This window comes from Streptomyces lydicus, from assembly GCF_000717345.1.
In the GTDB taxonomy this organism is placed as follows: domain Bacteria; phylum Actinomycetota; class Actinomycetes; order Streptomycetales; family Streptomycetaceae; genus Streptomyces; species Streptomyces lydicus.
This window is the reverse complement of the sequence record NZ_JNZA01000036.1, coordinates 49,076-67,827: the sequence shown is the minus strand read 5'-3', so window position 1 is coordinate 67,827 and position 18,752 is coordinate 49,076. Positions and strand designations below refer to the sequence as shown.

15 protein-coding genes and 1 riboswitch are annotated in these 18,752 nt (G+C 74.9%); of the genes, 8 read left to right on the top strand and 7 right to left on the bottom strand.

Annotation, left to right across the window (positions count from 1 at the left end; translation table 11 throughout):
• Window positions 1–16: 16 nt before the first annotated feature.
• Genes cobO through OO62_RS28590 form a run of 4 tightly spaced genes read right to left on the bottom strand, consistent with a single transcriptional unit; the run spans window position 17 to window position 5,328 of the window.
• Window positions 17–613, bottom strand: a complete 597-nt coding sequence (gene cobO, locus OO62_RS28605; protein WP_033270523.1) for a cob(I)yrinic acid a,c-diamide adenosyltransferase — start codon at window positions 611–613, stop codon at window positions 17–19.
• Window positions 613–2,769 carry a putative cobaltochelatase gene (locus tag OO62_RS28600; protein WP_033270522.1) on the bottom strand — a complete coding sequence of 719 codons (2,157 nt, stop codon included), beginning with the start codon at window positions 2,767–2,769 and terminating at the stop codon, window positions 613–615. Before OO62_RS28600 ends, cobO begins: the two co-directional genes overlap by 1 nt.
• 55 nt (window positions 2,770–2,824) lie before the next feature.
• Window positions 2,825–4,363 (bottom strand): cobyric acid synthase, encoded by a 1,539-nt coding sequence (locus OO62_RS28595; protein ID WP_033270521.1) that lies wholly within the window; start codon window positions 4,361–4,363, stop codon window positions 2,825–2,827.
• Entirely contained in the window at window positions 4,360–5,328 is a 969-nt protein-coding gene (locus tag OO62_RS28590; protein WP_033270520.1) for a cobalamin biosynthesis protein, read from the bottom strand. The genes OO62_RS28595 and OO62_RS28590 overlap by 4 nt, the downstream gene beginning before the upstream one ends.
• A 145-nt stretch (window positions 5,329–5,473) precedes the next feature.
• A riboswitch (cobalamin riboswitch) is annotated at window positions 5,474–5,602 on the bottom strand.
• Window positions 5,603–5,807: 205 nt separating this feature from the next.
• Here OO62_RS28590 and OO62_RS28585 point away from each other — a divergent pair.
• From OO62_RS28585 to OO62_RS28575, 3 genes are read left to right on the top strand one after another with little or no spacing between them, the layout of a single operon-like run.
• Window positions 5,808–6,233, top strand: a complete 426-nt coding sequence (locus OO62_RS28585) for a hypothetical protein (protein ID WP_033270519.1) — start codon at window positions 5,808–5,810, stop codon at window positions 6,231–6,233.
• 4 nt (window positions 6,234–6,237) lie between these two features.
• Window positions 6,238–8,880, top strand: coding sequence for a VWA domain-containing protein (locus OO62_RS28580; RefSeq protein ID WP_033270518.1), 2,643 nt, complete (start codon window positions 6,238–6,240; stop codon window positions 8,878–8,880).
• Entirely contained in the window at window positions 8,877–10,289 is a 1,413-nt protein-coding gene (locus tag OO62_RS28575; RefSeq protein WP_033270517.1) for an extracellular solute-binding protein, read from the top strand. The genes OO62_RS28580 and OO62_RS28575 overlap by 4 nt, the downstream gene beginning before the upstream one ends.
• A 64-nt stretch (window positions 10,290–10,353) precedes the next feature.
• Here the strand turns inward: OO62_RS28575 and OO62_RS28570 are convergent, their stop codons facing one another.
• Window positions 10,354–10,590 (bottom strand): hypothetical protein, encoded by a 237-nt coding sequence (locus tag OO62_RS28570; protein ID WP_033270516.1) that lies wholly within the window; start codon window positions 10,588–10,590, stop codon window positions 10,354–10,356.
• Window positions 10,591–10,617: 27 nt separating this feature from the next.
• On the bottom strand, window positions 10,618–11,901 hold the full coding sequence (locus OO62_RS28565) for an inorganic phosphate transporter (protein WP_033270515.1): 1,284 nt from the start codon (window positions 11,899–11,901) through the stop codon (window positions 10,618–10,620).
• Window positions 11,902–12,332: 431 nt separating this feature from the next.
• On the opposite strand from OO62_RS28565, the gene OO62_RS28560 reads away from it, so the two are divergent.
• The 3 genes from OO62_RS28560 (at window position 12,333) to OO62_RS28550 (ending at window position 15,873) form a co-directional block, all read left to right on the top strand.
• Window positions 12,333–13,001 carry a class II aldolase/adducin family protein gene (locus OO62_RS28560; RefSeq protein ID WP_033270514.1) on the top strand — a complete coding sequence of 223 codons (669 nt, stop codon included), beginning with the start codon at window positions 12,333–12,335 and terminating at the stop codon, window positions 12,999–13,001.
• Window positions 13,002–13,116: 115 nt separating this feature from the next.
• Window positions 13,117–14,244: an alpha/beta hydrolase gene (locus tag OO62_RS28555; protein ID WP_033270513.1), complete on the top strand. Its 1,128-nt coding sequence runs from the start codon at window positions 13,117–13,119 to the stop codon at window positions 14,242–14,244.
• Between the two features lie 162 nt (window positions 14,245–14,406).
• The gene (locus tag OO62_RS28550) at window positions 14,407–15,873 is read left to right on the top strand and encodes a hypothetical protein (protein ID WP_078617397.1); all 1,467 of its coding nucleotides are present in this window, start codon (window positions 14,407–14,409) and stop codon (window positions 15,871–15,873) included.
• A gap of 35 nt (window positions 15,874–15,908) precedes the next feature.
• Here OO62_RS28550 and OO62_RS28545 read toward each other — a convergent pair whose 3' ends face one another.
• Entirely contained in the window at window positions 15,909–16,325 is a 417-nt protein-coding gene (locus OO62_RS28545) for a VOC family protein (RefSeq protein WP_033270576.1), read from the bottom strand.
• A gap of 281 nt (window positions 16,326–16,606) precedes the next feature.
• Here OO62_RS28545 and OO62_RS39725 point away from each other — a divergent pair, with 281 nt between their 5' ends.
• Together OO62_RS39725 and OO62_RS28535 are read left to right on the top strand one after the other, a co-directional pair.
• The gene (locus tag OO62_RS39725; RefSeq protein WP_129323009.1) at window positions 16,607–16,849 is read left to right on the top strand and encodes a hypothetical protein; all 243 of its coding nucleotides are present in this window, start codon (window positions 16,607–16,609) and stop codon (window positions 16,847–16,849) included.
• 101 nt (window positions 16,850–16,950) lie between these two features.
• On the top strand, window positions 16,951–18,549 hold the full coding sequence (locus OO62_RS28535; RefSeq protein ID WP_033270510.1) for an ABC-F family ATP-binding cassette domain-containing protein: 1,599 nt from the start codon (window positions 16,951–16,953) through the stop codon (window positions 18,547–18,549).
• The last annotated feature ends 203 nt before the right edge of the window (window positions 18,550–18,752 follow it).

The window sequence follows — 18,752 nt, the reverse complement described above, 5'->3', positions numbered from 1 at the left end:
GCGCTGCTCTCCCGCTTCACCATTCGATGCCCCGCTGGCCCTTCTGGCCCGTGTCCATGGGGTGCTTGACCTTCGTCATGTCGGTCACCAGGTCGGCGAAGTCCAGCAGCGGCTCCGGGGCGCCGCGCCCGGTGATGACCACGTGCTGGGTGCCGGGGCGGTCGCGCAGCGCCGCCACCACCTCGTCGGTGTCGATCCAGCCCCACTTCAGCGGGTACGCGAACTCGTCGAGCACCAGCAGCTTGTAGGTCTCGGCGGCTAGGTCGCGCTTGACCTGCTCCCAGCCCTCGCGCGCCGCGTCCTCGCTGGAGGCGATGTCGCGCTGCACCCAGGACCAGCCCTCGCCCATCTTGTGCCAGGCGACGGTGCCGCCCTCGCCGGACTCCCCGAGCACCTTCAGTGCCCGCTCCTCGCCGACCTTCCACTTGGCCGACTTCACGAACTGGAACACCCCGACCGGCCAGCCCTGGTTCCAGGCGCGCAGCGCCAGCCCGAAGGCGGCGGTCGACTTGCCCTTGCCCTGCCCGGTGTGGACGAACACCAGCGGGCGGTTGCGGCGCTGGCGGGTGGTGAGCCCGTCGTTCGGTACGACGGACGGCTGTCCCTGCGGCATTACGCGGCCTTCCTGTTGCCGTGAGTGGTCCTGGTGCCCTGCACGGTTCGTACGAGCGCGGAGACGCTGTCCGCGCGCAGCTCGTCGAGGGTGATGGCGGTGCCCTGGAGGTCGCGGGCGAGCTCCCCGGCCAGGCCGAGGCGTACGGGGCCGGCCTCGCAGTCCACGACGACGGCGGCGGTGCCGTCGACGGCCAGCAGCCGGGCGGCCCGGGAGGCCCGGGCGAGGGGCCCGCCCGCTGCCCGGCCGGCGCCCGGTGCGCCGGTGGCCCGCCCGTCGGTGACGACGACCAGCAGGGCGCGGCGCGAGGGGTCCCGCATCCGCTCGATCCGCAGCACCTCGTGGGCCTTGAGCAGGCCCTCGGACAGCGGGGTGCGGCCGCCGGTGGGCAGCTGTGCCAGCCGTGCGGCGCCCGCCTCGACCGACGACGTCGGGGGCAGCGCCAGTTCCGCGTCGCTGCCCCGGAAGGTGATCATGCCGATTTTGTCGCGGCGCTGGTAGGCGTCGAGCAGCAGCGACAGCACCGCGCCCTTGACGGCGCTCATGCGCTTGCGTGCCGCCATCGAACCGGAGGCGTCGACGACGAACAGCACGAGGTTGCCCTCGCGGCCCTCGCGCACCGCCTCGCGCAGGTCGTCGCGGCGCACCACCAGGCCGGTGCCGCGCCGCCCGCGGGCCTTCTGGTGCGGGGCGGCGGCCTGCACGGTGGCGGCCAGGTGCAGCTTGCCCAGGGCGCCGCGCGGGCGGCGCGCGCCGGTGGTCCGGCCGTGCGCGGTGCGGGCGCGGGAGCGGCGGCCGTCGGCGCCCTCGCCCAGGCCGGGTACGTCGAGCCGGCGGGTGCGGAACGGCTCGGTGGCGCCGACGGCCGGCTTCTCACCGGCCGCGCCGCCCTGCGGCCGGGGCTCCGGCTCGGGCTGTTCGGGGGCCTGGGGCGTCGGGGACGCCTCCCCGTCCTGCTGGTGCGGCAGCCCGGTCTCCGGCGGCAGCGGCGCCTCCTCGGGGCCGCCCTCCTGCGGCGGGTGCCCGCCCTCGGGGCCGTCGCCGCCCCCCGGGCCGCCGCCGTCGGGGCCGTCCGGGTCGGGATCGTCGTCGCCGTCCGTGTCGGGGGCCGGGTCCTCGTCCGTGCCGCGGAACTCCTCCAGCGTCTCGTCGAGCTTGTCCTCGTCGAGGCCGGGGGCGTCGAAGGGGTTGCGGCGCCGGCGGTGCGGCAGCGCCAGCAGGGCGGCCTGCCGGACGTCCTCCTCCGCCACGTCGGTGCGGCCCGCCCAGGCGGCCAGCGCGGTGGCGGTGCGGGCCATCACGATGTCCGCGCGCATCCCGTCCACCTCGAACGCGGCGCAGGTCGCGGCGATCTGCCGCAGCGCCCGGTCGCCGAGCGTCACGCGCGGCAGCAACTCCCGGGCCTCGGCGATGCGGCCGCGCAGCTCGTCCTCGTCGCCGGCCCAGCGCGCCGCGAAGCCGGCCGGGTCGGCGTCGTAGGCCAGCCGGCGGCGGACCACCTCCACCCGCTGGTCCGGCTCGCGGGAGGCCGCGACCTCGACGGTCAGCCCGAACCGGTCCAGCAACTGCGGGCGCAGTTCGCCCTCTTCGGGGTTCATGGTGCCGACGAGCAGGAAGCGCGCGGCGTGCCGTACCGAGACGCCCTCGCGTTCGACGTAGGAGGCGCCCATGGCGGCGGCGTCCAGCAGCAGGTCGACGAGGTGGTCGTGGAGGAGGTTGACCTCGTCGACGTAGAGGATGCCGCGGTGGGCGTCCGCGAGCAGGCCCGGCTCGAACGCCTTCACGCCTTCCGACAGGGCGCGTTCGATGTCGAGCGCGCCGACGAGCCGGTCCTCGGAGGCGCCGACGGGCAGTTCGACCATCCTGGTCGGGCGGTGTTCGACCGGGCCGGTGCCGTGCGGGCCGTCGGGGCAGCCGGGGTCGGGTGCGGTGGGCGCGCAGGCGAAGCGGCAGCCGCCGACGACGTCCACGGCGGGCATCAGCGCGGACAGCGCGCGGACCGCGGTGGACTTGGCGGTGCCCTTCTCGCCGCGCACCAGCACACCGCCGACCGCGGGGCTCACCGCGTTCAGCAGCAGTGCCAGCCGCAGGTCGTCCATCCCGACCACGGCGGTGAAGGGGTACTGCGGGCTGGTCGTGTTGTGCGCGGTTGTCATGCTGTGTCGTCCTCCACGTCGCCGTCGGCTCCCCGCTCCGTTGCTTGCGTACCCGTCATGGCGCCCCCGGAGGCACGAACGGCAGCCCCTCCGGCACCCCTTCCTCGATCAGCCGCAGCAGGGCGGCGGTGTCCGCGTGCTCCTCGACGAGGTCGCCCAGCAGGTCCAGCTGCTCCTCGCGGAGCGTGCCGAAGCGGGTGTCGGGGGCCGGGACGAACGCCCGGCCCGCGTCGGCGGCGACCCGCCGCAGGAAGGCCCGGCGGAAGCCGTCGCTCTCCAGCGAGCCGTGCCAGTGGGTGCCCCATACGGAGCCCACCCGGCAGCCGTCGAGGAACTCCTCGTCGCCGCCGGTGACCTCGGCGACGCCGTGGTGGATCTCGTAGCCCTCGACGGGCTCGCCCAGCGCCTCGCCGACCGGCCGGGCGAGGGTCTTGCCGGCCGCGAAGCGGACCCGTACGGGCAGCAGTCCGAGCCCCGCGACCGCTCCGGCCTTCGATTCGACCTCGTCGTCGATGTGTTCGCCGAGTATCTGGAAGCCGCCGCAGATGCCCAGTACGGGGCGGCCCTCGGCGGCCCGCCGGGCGAGCGCGTCGGCCAGTCCGCGTTCGCGCAGCCACGTCAGGGCCCGGACGGTGCCGCGGGTGCCGGGCAGCACCACCAGGTCGGCGTCGGCGAGTTCCTCGGCGCGGTCGACGAACCGCACCACCACGCCCGGTTCGGCGGCCAGCGCGTCGACGTCGGTGAAGTTGGACATCAGGGGGACGGCGCAGACCGCGACCCGCAGGACGTCCGCGCCGTGCGGCGGGGCCACCACGCTCTCGCGCACCGCGCCGCGCAGCGACACTCGCAGACCGTCCTCCTCGTCGATGCCGAGGCCGTGCCGGTACGGCAGCACGCCGAGCGTCGGCCGGCCGGTGAGGGTGCGCAGCATGTCCAGGCCCGGCTCCAGCAGCGTCACATCGCCCCGGAACTTGTTGACGAGGTACCCGGCGACCAGCGCCTGGTCCTCCTTCGACAGCAGCGCGGTGGTGCCGAAGAAGGAGGCGAACACGCCGCCGCGGTCGATGTCGCCGACCACCACGACGGGGAGGCGGGCGGCCCGGGCGATGCCCATGTTGACGATGTCGGTGCGCCGCAGGTTGATCTCGGCGGGGCTGCCGGCGCCCTCGCAGATCACCGCGTCGTGGGTGCGCCGCAGCTCGGCGAGGCAGTCGGTGACCGTGCCGAGCAACTGCTCCTGCCGGCCCGCGTGGTAGCCGCGGGCGCTCAGTTCACCGACCGGTTTACCCAGCAGCACCACCTGGCTGGTGCGGTCGCCGCCCGGCTTGAGCAGGACGGGGTTCATCAGCGCGGTCGGTTCGACGCGCGCCGCCGCGGCCTGCATCGCCTGGGCCCGGCCGATCTCCGCGCCCTCGCGGGTGACGAACGAGTTGAGCGACATGTTCTGCGCCTTGAACGGCGCCACGCGGACGCCCTGGCGGACCAGCCAGCGGCAGATCCCCGCGGTCACCACGCTCTTGCCGGCGTCGGACGTCGTACCGGCCACCAGCAGGCCGCCGCCGAGCTTCCCGGATGTTCCCGGCCCACCGTTCACCGGCGTTTCCTCCCGTTTCCGTTCCGCTGCCGCAGCGCGCCCGCGGCGAGCCGTCCCGCCACCGTCGTCGCCAGCGCCAGCGCGCCGACCCGCCGGGAGAGCCGCACCGCCCGCTCGATGTCGTCCACCGCGGGCGGCCGGCCGCCGCCGTTGAGCACCGGGCGGTGCTCGATGCGCCCGCCGTACGCCAGGGTGCCGCCCAGCCGTACGCCCAGCGCGCCCGCGAACGACGCCTCCACCGGGCCGGCGTTGGGGCTGGGGTGGGCGCGGCCGTCGGCCCGCCAGGCCCGCAGCGCGCCGCGCCGGTCGGGGCCCGCGAGCACGGTCAGGGCGGCGGTGAGCCGGGAGCCGGGCCAGCCGGCCAGGTCGTCGAGCCGGGCCGCGGCCCAGCCGAAGCGCCGGTAGCGCGCCGACTTGTGACCCACCATCGCGTCCAGGGTGTTGACGGCCCGGAACGCCACCAGTCCGGGCACTCCGCCGGCGGCGCCCCACACCAGGGCGCCCACCACCGCGTCGGAGGTGTTCTCGGCGACCGACTCCACCACCGCGCGGGCCATCTGCGGCCCGTCCAGCGCCTGGGGGTCGCGCCCGCACAGGTGCGGCAGCCGCTCCCGAGCCACGTCGAGGTCGCCGGCCGCCAGCGCACCGCCGACGGCCCGCGCCTCCCGGCCGAGCGAGGTGCCGCCGAGCACGGCCCAGACCGTCGCCGCGGTCAGCGCGGTGCGGGCGGCGGGGACGTCGCGTACGGCGCGTGCCAGCAGCGCGGCGCCGGCGGCCGTACCGCCCGCGCACAGCAGGGTGTGGGCCGTTCCGTAGCCGCGGTGGTCGCGCCACAGCCGGCGTTCGACGGCGGCGGCGGCCCGGCCGAACGCGGCCACCGGGTGGCCGCGCCGTGGGTCCGCCGCGATCAGGTCGCCGAGGAAGCCGAGTGCCGCGCCGCACGCGTATCCCGCGTGTTCGCGCATCGGGTCAGACCGCCGTCGGGGCGGGACCGTGACATCCGTGAAGGGCCCCCGCGGCAGGGGGCATCGGTGCTCTCGAACGGCGGCCGGGCATGGCGGTATGTCCTCACTCAGGGTCCGCGCCCTGGCTCGACGTGACGGCGACACGAGTCTCCTGGCTCCCGGATCGGCGTGGCCTCCGGCCTTCCAGCCCGTACGGGTACGGGCCGTGGCCGTCGTCGGAGGACGCTCCCCGGTGACAGTGGCGGGACCGCGCCGGATTCGCACCGGACTTCCTCTGCTGTCGCCGATTGGCTCCGGCAGTCCACCACGGTCCGCGAATGCCCGTCAACTCACCTTTGACCTGCGACGCTGCCCCTCGGCGGGCGCTGTGGCCCACGCCACAGGGTGGCAGCGGCGTCACAGACGGTTGCCTGCGCCCCTGATCCCACGTCACTATCGGGAGCACGGTGGCGAAGGGGCCGCCGGAAGGGGGCTGGGGGATGCCGGAGAGCGCCGCTCGTCATGAGATCCGGATCAGGGTCACGGGCACGAACAATCCGCAGCAGGACATCGACGACCTCCGGGCGTGGCTGGAGCGGGAACCCTGGCTGAACCGCCGGGAGCACTCCTGGGAGCAGCGGCCGCGGCCCGCCGGGACGGCGGACGGCACCGACGGCGCGGAACCGGCCGACATGGCCGTGGGCGTGGACGACCTGATCCTCGTCATCGTCGGCGCGGTCGCCACCGAGCTCACCAAGGGGCTGGGCATCGCGCTGCGGGAGTGGCTGCGGCGCCGCAAGGAGGAGCGCGCCGAGGGCGAGGCGCCCGCCGTCGACGTGGGCGCCGGCGGACAGGTCCAGGCGGTCGGCGAGAGCCCCGAGCCCGGCAGCCCGGCGCACGGGAGCGGCAGCACCGGCGAGGACTGACCGGATGTCGGAATACGACGCGCGCGGAAAGATCAACCGGGCGCTGCTGATCGGTGTCCACGACTACGCGACGCTCCGCGGCCTGCCCGCCGTCGAGGACAACCCCGCCGAACTGCGCCGCGCGCTGACCGCGACCGACCTGTTCACCGCCGACGAGGTCACCATCTGCCGCCCCGGCGAGCCGTGGGAGCTGAGCCAGGCGCTCACGGCCGCCGCCGACGAGGCGCGCGGTCTGCTGCTGGTGCACTTCTCCGGCCACGGCTGGGTCGGCAGCGACGGCGGCGATCTGCGGCTGATGGTCGGCACGTCCGTGCCGCGGCAGAGCCACACCACCGTCTCCTGGCAGGACGTGGTGCTCTCCTGCCTCGACAACACCCGGGCCGAGCGCATCGTGATCGTCCTGGAGTGCTGTTACGCGGGCAACGCCGGCGGCGCCTTCCACTCCCACCGCAAGCCGATGTCGCTGCTGATGGCCGCCCAGCCCAACCGCCGGATCTTCAGCGGGGACGAGCCGGCCGGCGGCACCCTCTTCACCCGCGCCGTGGTGCAGATCCTCGAACGCGGCATCCCCGGCCGGCGCTTCGTCACCTTCGAGGACCTCGTACGGGAGCTGCGGGTTCGGCTCGCCGGCGAGCGGACACCGATGGGTGACGTGTGGGAGCCGCGCTCGGCGAAGCAGAACACCGTCGACGACGTCGTCCTGTCGTTCGCGACCTCCGGGACGCCGCTGCCGACCCCGCCGCGGATCCGCTTACGCCGCTGGTTCAACCAGCACCTCCGGCCGCGGCTGAGGCTGCTCCTCGCGCTGTGCACGGTCCTGGTCCTGGCCGCCGCCGGGCTGACCGCGCTGCGTCTGCTGCGGCCGCTGCCGGCCTGCCCACCGGCCCTGGAACTGCGGCTGCTCACCGCCCCGGAGGCCGAACCCACCCTGCGGCAGGCCGCGTTCGCGTACGAGATGTCCGAGCTGAACACCCGGCCGTTGCAGGGCGAGGGCGAGCTGCCCGCCGGCTGCCGGCGCGCCCAGATCACCGTGTACTCCGCTGCCAAGGACCAGATCGACCAGGGCTTCGCGGCCGCCGACCGCTGGCAGGGCGAGGCCAAGGGCACCGGCCAGGGGCAGCCCGGCACGAAGGGCGCCGACCCGCTCAACCGGCCGGGGCCGCAGCCGGACGTGTGGATCCCCGAGTCCACCGCCGTCTACGAGGAGGCCCGGCGGGGGATGCCGCCGACGGGCTCCCCGGCGGCCCTGTCCGACACCGGCCCGGTCGCCTACAGCCCCCTGGTCGTCGGCATCCCGGCCACGAAACGGCTGGACGACGTGGAGCCGGTGGGCGCCTCCTGGCAGGACCTGCTGACCGGTACCGACAGTGCCCACCGCGACCTCAAACTGCTGCGCCCCAGCCCGGTGCTGTCCGGCACCGGGCTGCTGCACACCATCGGCCTCTACCTCGCCAACGACGGTTCGCACATCGGCACGTCGGGTGCCCCCGACCCGGCGCTCGCCGAGGGCGCCGAGCAGCGGCTCTCCGCCCCCGGCAGCCAGTACGCGGACAGCACCGAGCTGCTGTGCTCGCTGCGCCCGTCGAGCGCGGACCCGGGGCCGGCCGGCGGGCAGCGGGACCGGTCGGCGCCGCTGGTCTCCGAGAAGTCGCTCGCCGACTTCAACCTCGGCCACGCCGTCGGCAGTTGCCCGGCGCTGGACGCGCCGCTGCCGTACGGCGACCGCTACGCCGCGTACTACCCCAGGAACGTCCCGGCGCTCGACCACCCGCTGATCCGGGTCGCCTGGCGCGGTGCCGCGGACGCCACCGTGCGGCGGGCCGCGGTGGACCGCTTGGCCGGGTGGCTGCGCGATCCGCAGGGCGGCCAGCGCATCCTGACCGCGCAGGGATACCGCGGCGTCCCCGGCAAGGACGGCGCGGTGCCCGCGCCCGCGCCGGGCTCCCCGCTGCGCAACAGCCGCGCCAACGCCGACCTGGACGCGCCGGTCACCCCGTTCGCGACCGGCGCCGACCAGGTCGCCCGGGTGCTGGACGGCTACGACAAGGCACAGAAGTCCAGCCGGCTGCTGATCCTCATGGACACCTCCACCTCTATGGCCGACGGCGGCAAGCTGCCGGTGGCCGTCGGCGCCGCGGACCGCGCCCTGGAGATGGTCGGCGCCCACCACACGTACGGCCTGTGGACCTTCCCCGACCGGGCCCACCCCGACGACCCGGGGGCGGTGCGTGAAGTCGTCCCGCTGGGCACCGCCGATCCGGCCCCCGGCAAGGCCGCGCTGGACCGCATCGCCAAGGGGGAACTCGTCGACCACGGCGCCGCGATGGAGGAGGCGCTGACCGCCGCCGTACGGGAGATGAAGAAGTCGGCGGGCAGTAACCAGGCGATCGTGCTGATCCTCGACGAGGACGACGGCGGGCCGCGACGCGCGCCGGGCGTCGAGCAGACCCTCACCGCGCTGCTGAAGAAGAAGCCGCCGGTGCCGGTCCTGACGCTGGTGCTGGGCCGGGCCGGCTGCGACACCTTCATCCTCCAGGGTCTGGCCGGCGCGTCCCGGGGGCAGTGCGTGCCCGGCGGTCCGCAGGCGCCCGACCTGCTGGCCGGGCTGGTCGCGTCCATCGGCACCGCGGGCAAGGGGGACCGGTGAGGACCGCACGCGCCGCGGGACCGGCCGCCGCACTGTCCCTGCTGCTGGCGGTGGCCGCCGGCGGCTGCACGGCGGGGCCGGAGCCCGGCCCGGAGAAGGGCCCGATCGTGCTGGCCACCGGCAGCGACCTGAGCAGTACGGGCGTGCGCCAGGACCTGATCCGGGCCTTCGAGCAGCGCACCGGCCGCGCGGTGCGGATCGTCAAGCTCCCGGACACCGCCGACGGGCAGCGCAGTCAGCTGCTGGCGGCCGGCCAGTCCGGCAACAGCGACTACGACGTGCTCAACCTCGACGTGGCCTGGACCGCGGAGTTCGCCGAGGCGGGCGTCATCCGGCCCTGGGGCACCAGCCTGGACGGCGACTTCCTCGACAGTGTGGTCAAGACCGTCGCCTACGACGGCAAGATCTGGGGCGTCCCCTTCAACACCGACGCCGGGCTGCTCTACTACCGCAAGGACATCCTCGCCCGGTACGGCCACCACCAGCCGCCGTCGAACTGGGGCGAGGTGAAGAACATCGCCCGGGAGGTGGCCGGCGCGTACAACCGGGAACTGGCCCGCAAGGCGAAGGGCGGCACGGTTCCCGCCGACCGCACGATGTACGGGATGGTCGCCCAGCTGCGGCCGTACGAGGGGCTGACCGTCAACACCCTGGAGGCCGCCTGGGCCAACGGCGGTGACCCGGACGCCACCAGCTTCACCAAGGGCGAGCAGGTCGGCGCCCTCCAGCAGGGCGTCGCCGACGTCAAGGACCGGCTGGACTCGATCATGCCGCACGAGGCGACGACGATGGACGAGACGGAGAGCCGGCGCTGGTTCGCCGACGGCCGTGCGCTGTTCATGCGCAACTGGCCGGTGGAGTACGCCTCGGTCGCCGAGAAGCTCACCCCCCGCAAGCAGTTCGACGTCGCCGAGCTGCCGGCCCGGCCCTCCGACGGCAAGCGGATGTCGGTGCTGGGCGGGCAGAACCTGGCGATCTCCGCGGGCAGCAAGCGGCCGGCGGGCGCCCGCGCCCTGATCGAGGCGCTGACCGGGCCGGGCAGTGAACGCTGTCTGCTGGAGCGGGGGTTCGCGGCGACCCGCGACTCGGCGTACCGGGACGCGGCGAAGGCGCCGTCCTGTCCGCTGCCGCCGGAGCGCGCCGAGCGGGGGAGTACGGGGCAGCGGGCGCCCTGGCCGGGCCAGGAGCCGCCGTACACCCGGACGCTGTACGCGGCGCTGCGGGCGGCCGAACCGCGCCCGCGCAGCGCCCACTACCAGACCTTCAGCAAGGTCGTGCAGATCCGGGTCTCGCAGTACCTGAGCAGCCGTGGCGGTACGGCCATCGCCGACGCGCTGGCCCGGGAGGCCGACGAGGCGCTCAGCGGGCGGGGGGCGGAACAGCCGAGGCGCCCGGAGGGAGCCGGCTGATGCCGTGCCCCTCCGGGCGCCTCGTGCGCGCGGCCGCTGCCGCCCGCTGTCGTCCCCGGCCGCGTCAGGCGGCGACGATCAGGTAGATGCCGTACGCGACGGCCGCCGCGCACAGGGCGAAGGCGGTCAGCGCACCGGCCCGCGCACCGGCGCCGGGCGCGGTCGCCACGGCGGCCTCGCCCTCTCCGCCCGGCTTGCGGGCCGTACCGACGATGCCGACGGTGAACAGGCCCACGATCCCGACCGTCACCACGAGGGTGACGCCGAAGACCTGACCGAAAGCTGCCCAGTCGATGCTCATGGAGTTTTCCTTAGGAGGTGGGAGCCGCTAGCGGGTGACCGTCGCGGCCTGGGCACGCGGGGCGGGGGAGGCGGTGTCGGCGCCGGCCGCGGGGGCCGGCACCTCGTCGGTGGTGTGCGGGGCGTCGCCGGCCGGGGCGGGCTGGCCCGCCGGGGGCGGGGAGACGGTGCGCAGCGCGGTGGTCACCACGCCCACCGGCTCCGCGGCCGGACCTTCGTTGACGTTGGTGTGGTCGATGGTGTTGCGCCGGGAGGCGGCCCAGATCGCGCCGCAGATGCCGAGTGCGAGGACGGCCACGGCCGTGACGCCCCAGGTGCCCTGCTTGGCGAGGAACGCGGCGCCCGCCGCGACCGCACCGGCGGCCGGCAGGGTCAGGCCCCAGGCGGCGACCATCCGGCCGGCGGTGGACCAGCGCACCACGGCGCCCTTGCGGCCGAGGCCCGAGCCCATCACCGAACCCGAGCAGACCTGGGTGGTGGAGAGCGCGAAGCCGAGGTGCGAGGAGGCCAGGATGGTGGCCGCGGCGCCGGTCTGGGCGGCGAAGCCCTGCGGCGGCTGGATGTCGGTGATGCCCTTGCCCATCGTGCGGATGATCCGCCAGCCGCCCAGGTACGTGCCGAGCGCGATGGCGAGGCCGGCCGAGGCGATGACCCACAGCGGCGGGTCGGCGTGCGGCGCGACCACTCCGCCGGTGATCAGGGCGAGGGTGATGACACCCATCGTCTTCTGTGCGTCGTTGGTGCCGTGGGCGAGGGAGACCAGGGCGGCGGAGGCGATCTGGCCGGCGCGGTAGCCCTTGGCGGTGTCGGCCTCGTCGCGGTTGCGGGTCAGCCGGTAGGTGAGCCGGGTCGCGGCCATCGAGGCCAGGCCCGCGACGATCGGGGCGGCCACGGCGGGGATCAGGACCTTCATCACCACGGCGTCGCCGTGCACGCCGTGCGTGCCGACGGAGACCAGGGTGGCGCCGATCAGGCCGCCGAACAGTGCGTGGGAGGAGCTGGACGGGAGACCCGCGAGCCAGGTCAGCAGGTTCCAGATGATGGCGCCGACCAGGCCGGCGAAGATCACTTCAGGTCTGACGCCGGCGGCCTCGTCGATGATGCCCCCGGAGATGGTCTTGGCCACCTCCACGGACAGGAACGCCCCGACGAGATTGAGGGCTGCGGACATCGCCACGGCGGTCTTGGGTCGCAAGGCGCCGGTGGAAATGGTGGTGGCCATTGCGTTGGCCGTGTCGTGGAAGCCGTTCGTAAAGTCGAACACCAAGGCCGTGACGATCACGATCCCGATGAGAAGCGTGATGTGTTCCATTCACCCAGGCAATCAGTTCGAAGGTCAGTGTCGCTGGGACCGTACGGAGGGCGGGTGAACGGAAAGTGAACTGGGACGGGCGTGATGATGACGCCACCGCAGTGTTCACGCGGAGGTGTATCACACGTCACTTCCACCTCACCCGTCGGCGAACTCGATGCGCTCTGCCGACATGCCGTTCCGGCGGCCTCGGCCCCCGGTGACCGGCCCGGTGCCCCGCGCGCCCCGATCCCGGGGGCGTGCATGACAACGCGTCCGACGATAAGGGGATTTCGCGGCACAGCGGCAGAACTACGGCCAATCTCCGCCATCCGGGCGGTGTCCCCTGCTGGCGGATACCGGACCGGCGGGCCTCCGGCGTCCCCTTCCCCGGCCTGCTCGTACGGTGGCGCGCACTGCATCCGCACTCGCCGCACCGCGCCGGAGGACCCATGAAGGAGCACCCCGACCAGCTCGCCGCCGCCTGGAGCGAACTGGTCGACACCGCCCGCAGAACCGTCGCCGACGGCCTGGTCGTCGGCACCTCGGGCAACGTCTCACGCCGCCTCAAGGACCTGGTCCTGGTCACCCCCAGCGGCGTCCCCTACGACCGGCTCGGGCCCGGCGACCTCACCGCGGTCGACCTGAACGGGGCGCAGATCATCGGCTCGCTCCGGCCGACCAGCGAACTCCCGATGCACCTGGCCGTCTACCGCAGCACCCCGGCCACCGCCGTCGTGCACACCCACGCGCCGTACGCCACCGCGGTCTCCACCCTCGTCGCCGAACTCCCACCCGTGCACTACATGGCCGCGGCGCTCGGCGGCCCCGTACGCGTGGCCCCCTACGCCCTCTACGGCAGCGACGAGCTCGCCGCGCACCTGCTCGAAGCGCTCCGCGACCGCACCGGCGCCCTGCTGCAGAATCACGGCACCGTGGCCTACGGCGACAGCCTCGACCAGGCCCTGGACCGCACCGCCCAGCTGGAGTGGATGTGCCGGGTCTGGCTCACCGCGGTCTCGGTGCCCGGCGGCACGCCCCGCCTGCTGTCGGCGGACCAGCTGGAGGCGGCCGGCGCCCGGCTCGCGGGCTACGGCCAGCGCGGCGGCCCCGGCAGCTGACCGCCGGCCGGCACCGTGGCGGCGGCGCCCGGCGGGCGGCGGCCCGCCCGGCCGCCGCCCACCCCGGCGAGGGCGCCGAGTGGCCGCACCCGGCGTCGCTGCGCACACTGGTGAGATGCGTCCGGGTACCACGGCGGCCGTGGTCGCCGCCACCGTGATAGGTGCCGGCGCGGCCGCCGTGGCGGTCGGCCGGTACGCCGGCGACATTGCCCTGAAACCGGTGTCCGACCAGCCCCTCCCGGGCGACCCGCGGCTCACCGTGCACTCCGTCACCGAGGAGCGCATCGCCCTCACCCGCAGCCTGGCGTCCCTGCGGCCCGGCACCTACGGCCTCACCGGCAGCGGCTGCCACGCGGTCATCGGCGACGTCGTCCACGGCGCCCCGCACCCCGCGGACGCGGTCGTCCGCCGCCTGGAGCGGGTCACCCACGGCACCCTCAAGCCGGGGCACCGGGTGCGGCTCACCCCGCAGGTGCACCGCGGCGACCCCCGCGACGCCCTCGGCCTGGACTGCGCCGACGTCGACATCCCCGGTGAGCTCGGGCCCCTCCCGGCGTGGTTCGTCCCCGCCGTACGCGACACCTGGGTGATCACCGTGCACGGCCTGGGCACCACCCGCGCACACCCGATGGTCCTCATACCGTTCCTGCACCGCCACCGGCTGCCCGTCCTGGACCTGGCCTACCGCAACGACCCCGGCGCCCCGCGCACCGCCGACGGCATCCACCACCTCGGCGAGACGGAATGGCGCGACCTGGACGCGGCGATCCGCTACGCGGTCGGCCACGGCGCCCGCGACATCGTCCTCCACGGCTGGTCCGCCGGCGCCACGATGGCGCTGCGCGCCGCCACCCACTCCGCGCTGCGCGACCGCGTCAGCGGCCTGATCCTGGACTCGCCGGTGCTCGACCGGCACGCCACGGTCCGCGCGCTGGCCACCGCCCGGGGGGTCCCGCGCGCCCTGCTCCCGCTGGCCGTGCGGGCCGCCGAGGGCGCCACCGGGATGCCCGTCGACCGGCCCGCGGACGCCGCCGACCCCGCCGCCCTGAACGTCCCCACCCTGCTCTTCCACGGCCCCGACGACCTGATCGCCCCCTGGACGGCCTCCCGCTCCTTCGCGGCCCGCCGCCCGGAGCTGATCACCCTGCACGCGGTGCCGCACGCCCCGCACGCCGCCATGTGGAACGCCGACCCCTCCGGATACGAAGAGGCGCTGCGCCGCTTCCTGACCCCGCTCATGTAGCACCACCGCCCCCGTCCGGGGCCCCGCCGCCCCGATGACGGCCGGGCATACGGGGGGACAACTCCGCATATCGGGGGCCGGTCGGCGCGGTGCCGCGGCCCTGCCGGATCGCAAGCCGGGTTCCGATTGGGCTTTCGGGCCGTCAGCGGCAACACTGCTCCTGTGACGTCCCGTACTCCGCGCGACTCCCGGCTCCGACTCGTCCCTCGTCAACCGGTTGCGGCCGCCCGCCGGGCGGTGACCACCCGGGCCAAGCGGCCGGCGCCCCGCCCGCCCGAGGGCACCCCGCCACCCGCGGAACTGGCCCGGCAGGCCCGCGCCGTGCTGGCCGGCGCTGCCCGGCTCGCCCGCTGGGCCGAGGGCGCCGGCGGCTCCGGCGGCGCGCTGCGCGCCGGCCCGGACGGCGCACTGCCGGCACCCGCCGCGGAACGCGCCGCCCAGGACCTGGGCCTGACGCCGCCGCAGGTCCGCGCCGACTGGGACCGGGCCCGGCTCGCCGGGCTCGTCGAGCTGCACGGCGGCCTCGCCCGCCCCGGCTGGCGGCTGCGCGCCTGGGACCGCGACGACACCGCCGTGCTGCGCGGCTGGGTCGCGCTGTTCGACGCCTGGTCGCTGGCCCGCCCCGCGCCGCCCGGCGCCGGGCCCGCCATCGTCGCGGAGGTCGTCGAGGCACTGCCGCAACTGCTGTCCCTGCTGCACCTGTCGGCCGGACCGGTCCGGCTGCCGGTGCTGCTGGACATGCTCGACCAGCGCGTCACCGAACTGCGCACCGAACGCTGCGAGGTGCCCTACGGGCAGGACCCGGCACCCGGCTCCGGCGGCGACGCCGCAGGCCGGGCCGCGGGCTCGGTCGACGACGCCGCGGGGGCGTCGCTGGCCGAGCTGCTGGGCTGGGCCCTGGACGCGCTGTGCACCGTCGGCGCGCTGATGCCGCCGAAAGGCGCGCCGGACGGCTCCTACGAGGGCGCCCACGACGCCCTGGAGGCGCAGCTGACGCCGCTCGGCAACTGGTCGGTGTGGGTCAAGCTGGAGCAGATCTGCGTCGCCGCGCAGAGCCCGGCCGGCAACATCGAGCAGTCCGCCGAGGCGATGCTGCGCGGCTGCGCCCGGCTCACCCCGGGGCCGGCCCGCGCGGAGTACCGCGCCTGGCTCGCCGCCCGCTCGGTCGGCGCGGCCGTCGAGGAACTGCTGGTCGCGGCCCGCGGCGAGGACGCGCTGCTGCGCGGGCTGGCCTTCGAGGCGCTGCGCGCGGTCGGCGCACCGGCCGAGCCGGCCGTACGCGCCGCCGCCGACGAGCCGGCCCTGCGCCCGTACGCCCTGCTGTGGCTCTTCGAGCACGAGGGCGGCGACCCGGAGACCGCGCCGGACGTGCTCACCCGCGAGGAGTCGACCTGGCTGTGGGTGGACACCGCGGCGGCCGTCGCCGACCACGGGGAGACCCAGTTGCTGGTGCGTCACCTCGACTCGGCGGTCCAGGGCTCGGTGCCGCGCCTGCTGGAGGAGGTGCGCGCCGTCGGGCACCCCCGCACCGTGCAGGTGCTGGTGGCGCTGGCCGCGGCCCACCCCGATCCGGCGCTCGCCAAGGCCGTGCGCCGCGCGGCGTTCCAGGTCCATACGGGCGGCGTCTGACCGCGTCGCCGGCCGGCGACGGCCCGGGCCCCGGCTCAGGCCCCGGCGCCGGCCGGCGCGTAGGTGCCGAAACTCCAGACGTTTCCCTCGACGTCCCGCGCCATGTAGTCGCGGGAACCGTAGGGCTCGTCGGTGGGCGGCATCAGGATCTCCACCCCGGCCCGCTCGGCCTGCCGGTAGTGCGCGTCGGTGTCCTCGACCCGGACGTACACGCCCACCGGCCCGGCGTCCTCCATCGCCTCGGCGAAGACGCCGCCGCGCCCCTTCGAGCCGAGCATCACCGTGCCGTTGCCGTAGGAGAGTTCGGCGTGCAGCACCGTGCCGTCCTCGCTCTCGTACGTGGCGCCGACGCGGAAGCCGAACGCCTCCGTCAGCTGCCGGATGGCGGCGTGTGCGTCCGCGTAGAGCACCGTCGGATACATCGTGGGGGTGCCCGTCCTCGCGCCTGTCATCGTGCTCACGGTCCCTTCGTTCGCCGCGGACCAGCCCGTCTGTGTCCTGGATCACAGTGTGGCACCGGGGTCTGACAACGCCCGGCCCGCAACGGCCGGACGGCCCCCGGGCCGGTGCGGCCGCGCGCCGGCCGGCGGGGTGCTCCCGCCGCGAGCCGCGACGGCCGAACGGGGGACCCGGCCGCCCCGCCCCGCCGTGTCGCCGTCCCGCGCCCCGCCGGGCGCGAGGTCCGCCGCTACGCTCGGCGCCGATCGGCAGTCTCCTGACGAAGGGGACCCGGGTGCCCACACCCCTCCCAGCCCCCACCTCCCCCGTCGCGCCCGGCCGGCGCCTCGGGCGCCTCGGCCCCCTCGCGCTCCCCCTCGCCGCCGCCCTGCTGGCCCTGCCGCTGGCCGCCGCCCGCGATGCCGGGCCCGCCCCGCGCGACGAGCGCCGCACCGTCGCGCCGGGCGCCCTCCCGGGTGGCGCGGTTCACAACGCCCCCGTCGGCCGACCGGAAAAACTCCTTGCACTGGCCCGTTAGACTGCCTCTTATGGCAGTTCTCCTTTGGGTTCATTAGACGGCGCAGACCGCTCTCGGACCGTCCGTCCAATCCGCCGTCTTCCTGCCCTGGAGCATTTTCCGTGATCACCGCTTCCGGCGTCGAGCTGCGTGCCGGCGCCCGCGTCCTCATCGAGTCCGCCTCCTTCCGCATCGCCAAGGGCGACCGGATCGGACTGGTCGGCCGTAACGGCGCCGGCAAGACCACCCTCACCAAGGTGCTGGCCGGTGAGGGCATCCCCGCCGCCGGCACGGTCACCCGCTCCGGCCAGGTCGGCTATCTGCCGCAGGACCCACGCACCGGCGACCTCGACGTCCTCGCCCGCGACCGCATCCTCTCCGCCCGCGATCTGGACTCCGTGCTGCGCAAGATGCGCGAGAACGAGGACCGGATGGCCAACGGCAAGGGCGCCACCCGCGACAAGGCGATGAAGAAGTACGAGCGCCTGGAGACCGAGTTCCTGACCAAGGGCGGGTACGCCGCCGAGGCGGAGGCCGCGACCATCGCCGCCAGCCTCGGCCTGCCCGACCGCATCCTCGGCCAGCCGCTGCACACCCTCTCCGGTGGTCAGCGCCGCCGCGTCGAGCTGGCCCGGATCCTCTTCTCGGACTCCGACACCCTGCTGCTCGACGAGCCGACCAACCACCTCGACGCCGACTCCATCGTCTGGCTGCGGGACTACCTCAAGACCTACCGCGGCGGCTTCATCGTCATCTCGCACGACGTCGACCTCGTCGAGACCGTCGTCAACAAGGTCTTCTATCTGGACGCCAACCGCTCCCAGATCGACGTCTACAACATGGGCTGGAAGCTCTACCAGCAGCAGCGCGAGGCGGACGAGAAGCGCCGCAAGCGCGAGCGCGCGAACGCCGAGAAGAAGGCCGCGGCGCTCAACTCGCAGGCCGACAAGATGCGGGCCAAGGCCACCAAGACCGTCGCCGCGCAGAACATGGCCAAGCGCGCCGACAAGCTGCTGGCCGGCCTGGACGCGGTGCGCGCCGCCGACAAGGTCGCCAAGCTGCGCTTCCCGGACCCGGCGCCGTGCGGCAAGACCCCGCTGACCGCCGAGGGCCTGTCGAAGTCCTACGGCTCCCTGGAGATCTTCACCGACGTCGACCTGGCCATCGACAAGGGCTCCCGGGTGGTCATCCTGGGCCTGAACGGCGCGGGCAAGACCACCCTGCTGCGGCTGCTGTCCGGCGTCGAGACGCCGGACACCGGCGAGGTCCGCCCCGGCCACGGCCTCAAGCTCGGCTACTACGCCCAGGAGCACGAGACCCTGGACCCGGACCGCACGGTCCTGGAGAACATGCGCTCCGCCTCGCCGGACATGGACCTGGTCGCCGTCCGCAAGGTGCTGGGCTCCTTCCTCTTCTCGGGCGACGACGTCGACAAGCCGGCCGGCGTCCTCTCCGGCGGTGAGAAGACCCGTCTCGCGCTCGCGACGCTGGTCGTCTCCTCCGCGAACGTCCTGCTGCTCGACGAGCCCACCAACAACCTCGACCCGGCCAGCCGCGAGGAGATCCTCGGCGCGCTGCGCACCTTCACCGGCGCGGTGGTCCTGGTGACCCACGACGAGGGCGCCGTGGACGCGCTCCAGCCGGAGCGGATCATCCTGCTCCCCGACGGCGTCGAGGACCTGTGGGGCCAGGACTACGCGGACCTGGTCGCGCTGGCCTGACCCGGCGGCGGGCCCGGCGTAGGGCCGCGGGGAGCGGTCACGGCGGTTGGATCATGCCGTATGGATCATTCGGCCTACCTGTGATCCATCATCTGAGTGAGAACGGCTCATACTCCGGCGAGCCTTCACCGCCCTCGCTCCCGCCCGGTGCCCGGCCCGCACCTTTTCGGTCGCATACCGCCTGACCTGCCACTTCTCGCGGA

Bases quoted from the DNA above. Each gene is read 5' to 3' on its own strand.
- cobO (WP_033270523.1), bottom strand. From the start codon at position 613: ATGCCGCAGGGACAGCCGTCCGTCGTACCGAACGACGGGCTCACCACC.
- OO62_RS28600 (WP_033270522.1), bottom strand. From the start codon at position 2,769: ATGACAACCGCGCACAACACGACCAGCCCGCAGTACCCCTTCACCGCC.
- OO62_RS28590 (WP_033270520.1), bottom strand. From the start codon at position 5,328: ATGCGCGAACACGCGGGATACGCGTGCGGCGCGGCACTCGGCTTCCTC.
- OO62_RS28585 (WP_033270519.1), top strand. From the start codon at position 5,808: ATGCCGGAGAGCGCCGCTCGTCATGAGATCCGGATCAGGGTCACGGGC.
- OO62_RS28580 (WP_033270518.1), top strand. From the start codon at position 6,238: ATGTCGGAATACGACGCGCGCGGAAAGATCAACCGGGCGCTGCTGATC.
- OO62_RS28570 (WP_033270516.1), bottom strand. From the start codon at position 10,590: ATGAGCATCGACTGGGCAGCTTTCGGTCAGGTCTTCGGCGTCACCCTC.
- OO62_RS28565 (WP_033270515.1), bottom strand. From the start codon at position 11,901: ATGGAACACATCACGCTTCTCATCGGGATCGTGATCGTCACGGCCTTG.
- OO62_RS28560 (WP_033270514.1), top strand. From the start codon at position 12,333: ATGAAGGAGCACCCCGACCAGCTCGCCGCCGCCTGGAGCGAACTGGTC.
- OO62_RS28555 (WP_033270513.1), top strand. From the start codon at position 13,117: ATGCGTCCGGGTACCACGGCGGCCGTGGTCGCCGCCACCGTGATAGGT.
- OO62_RS28545 (WP_033270576.1), bottom strand. From the start codon at position 16,325: ATGACAGGCGCGAGGACGGGCACCCCCACGATGTATCCGACGGTGCTC.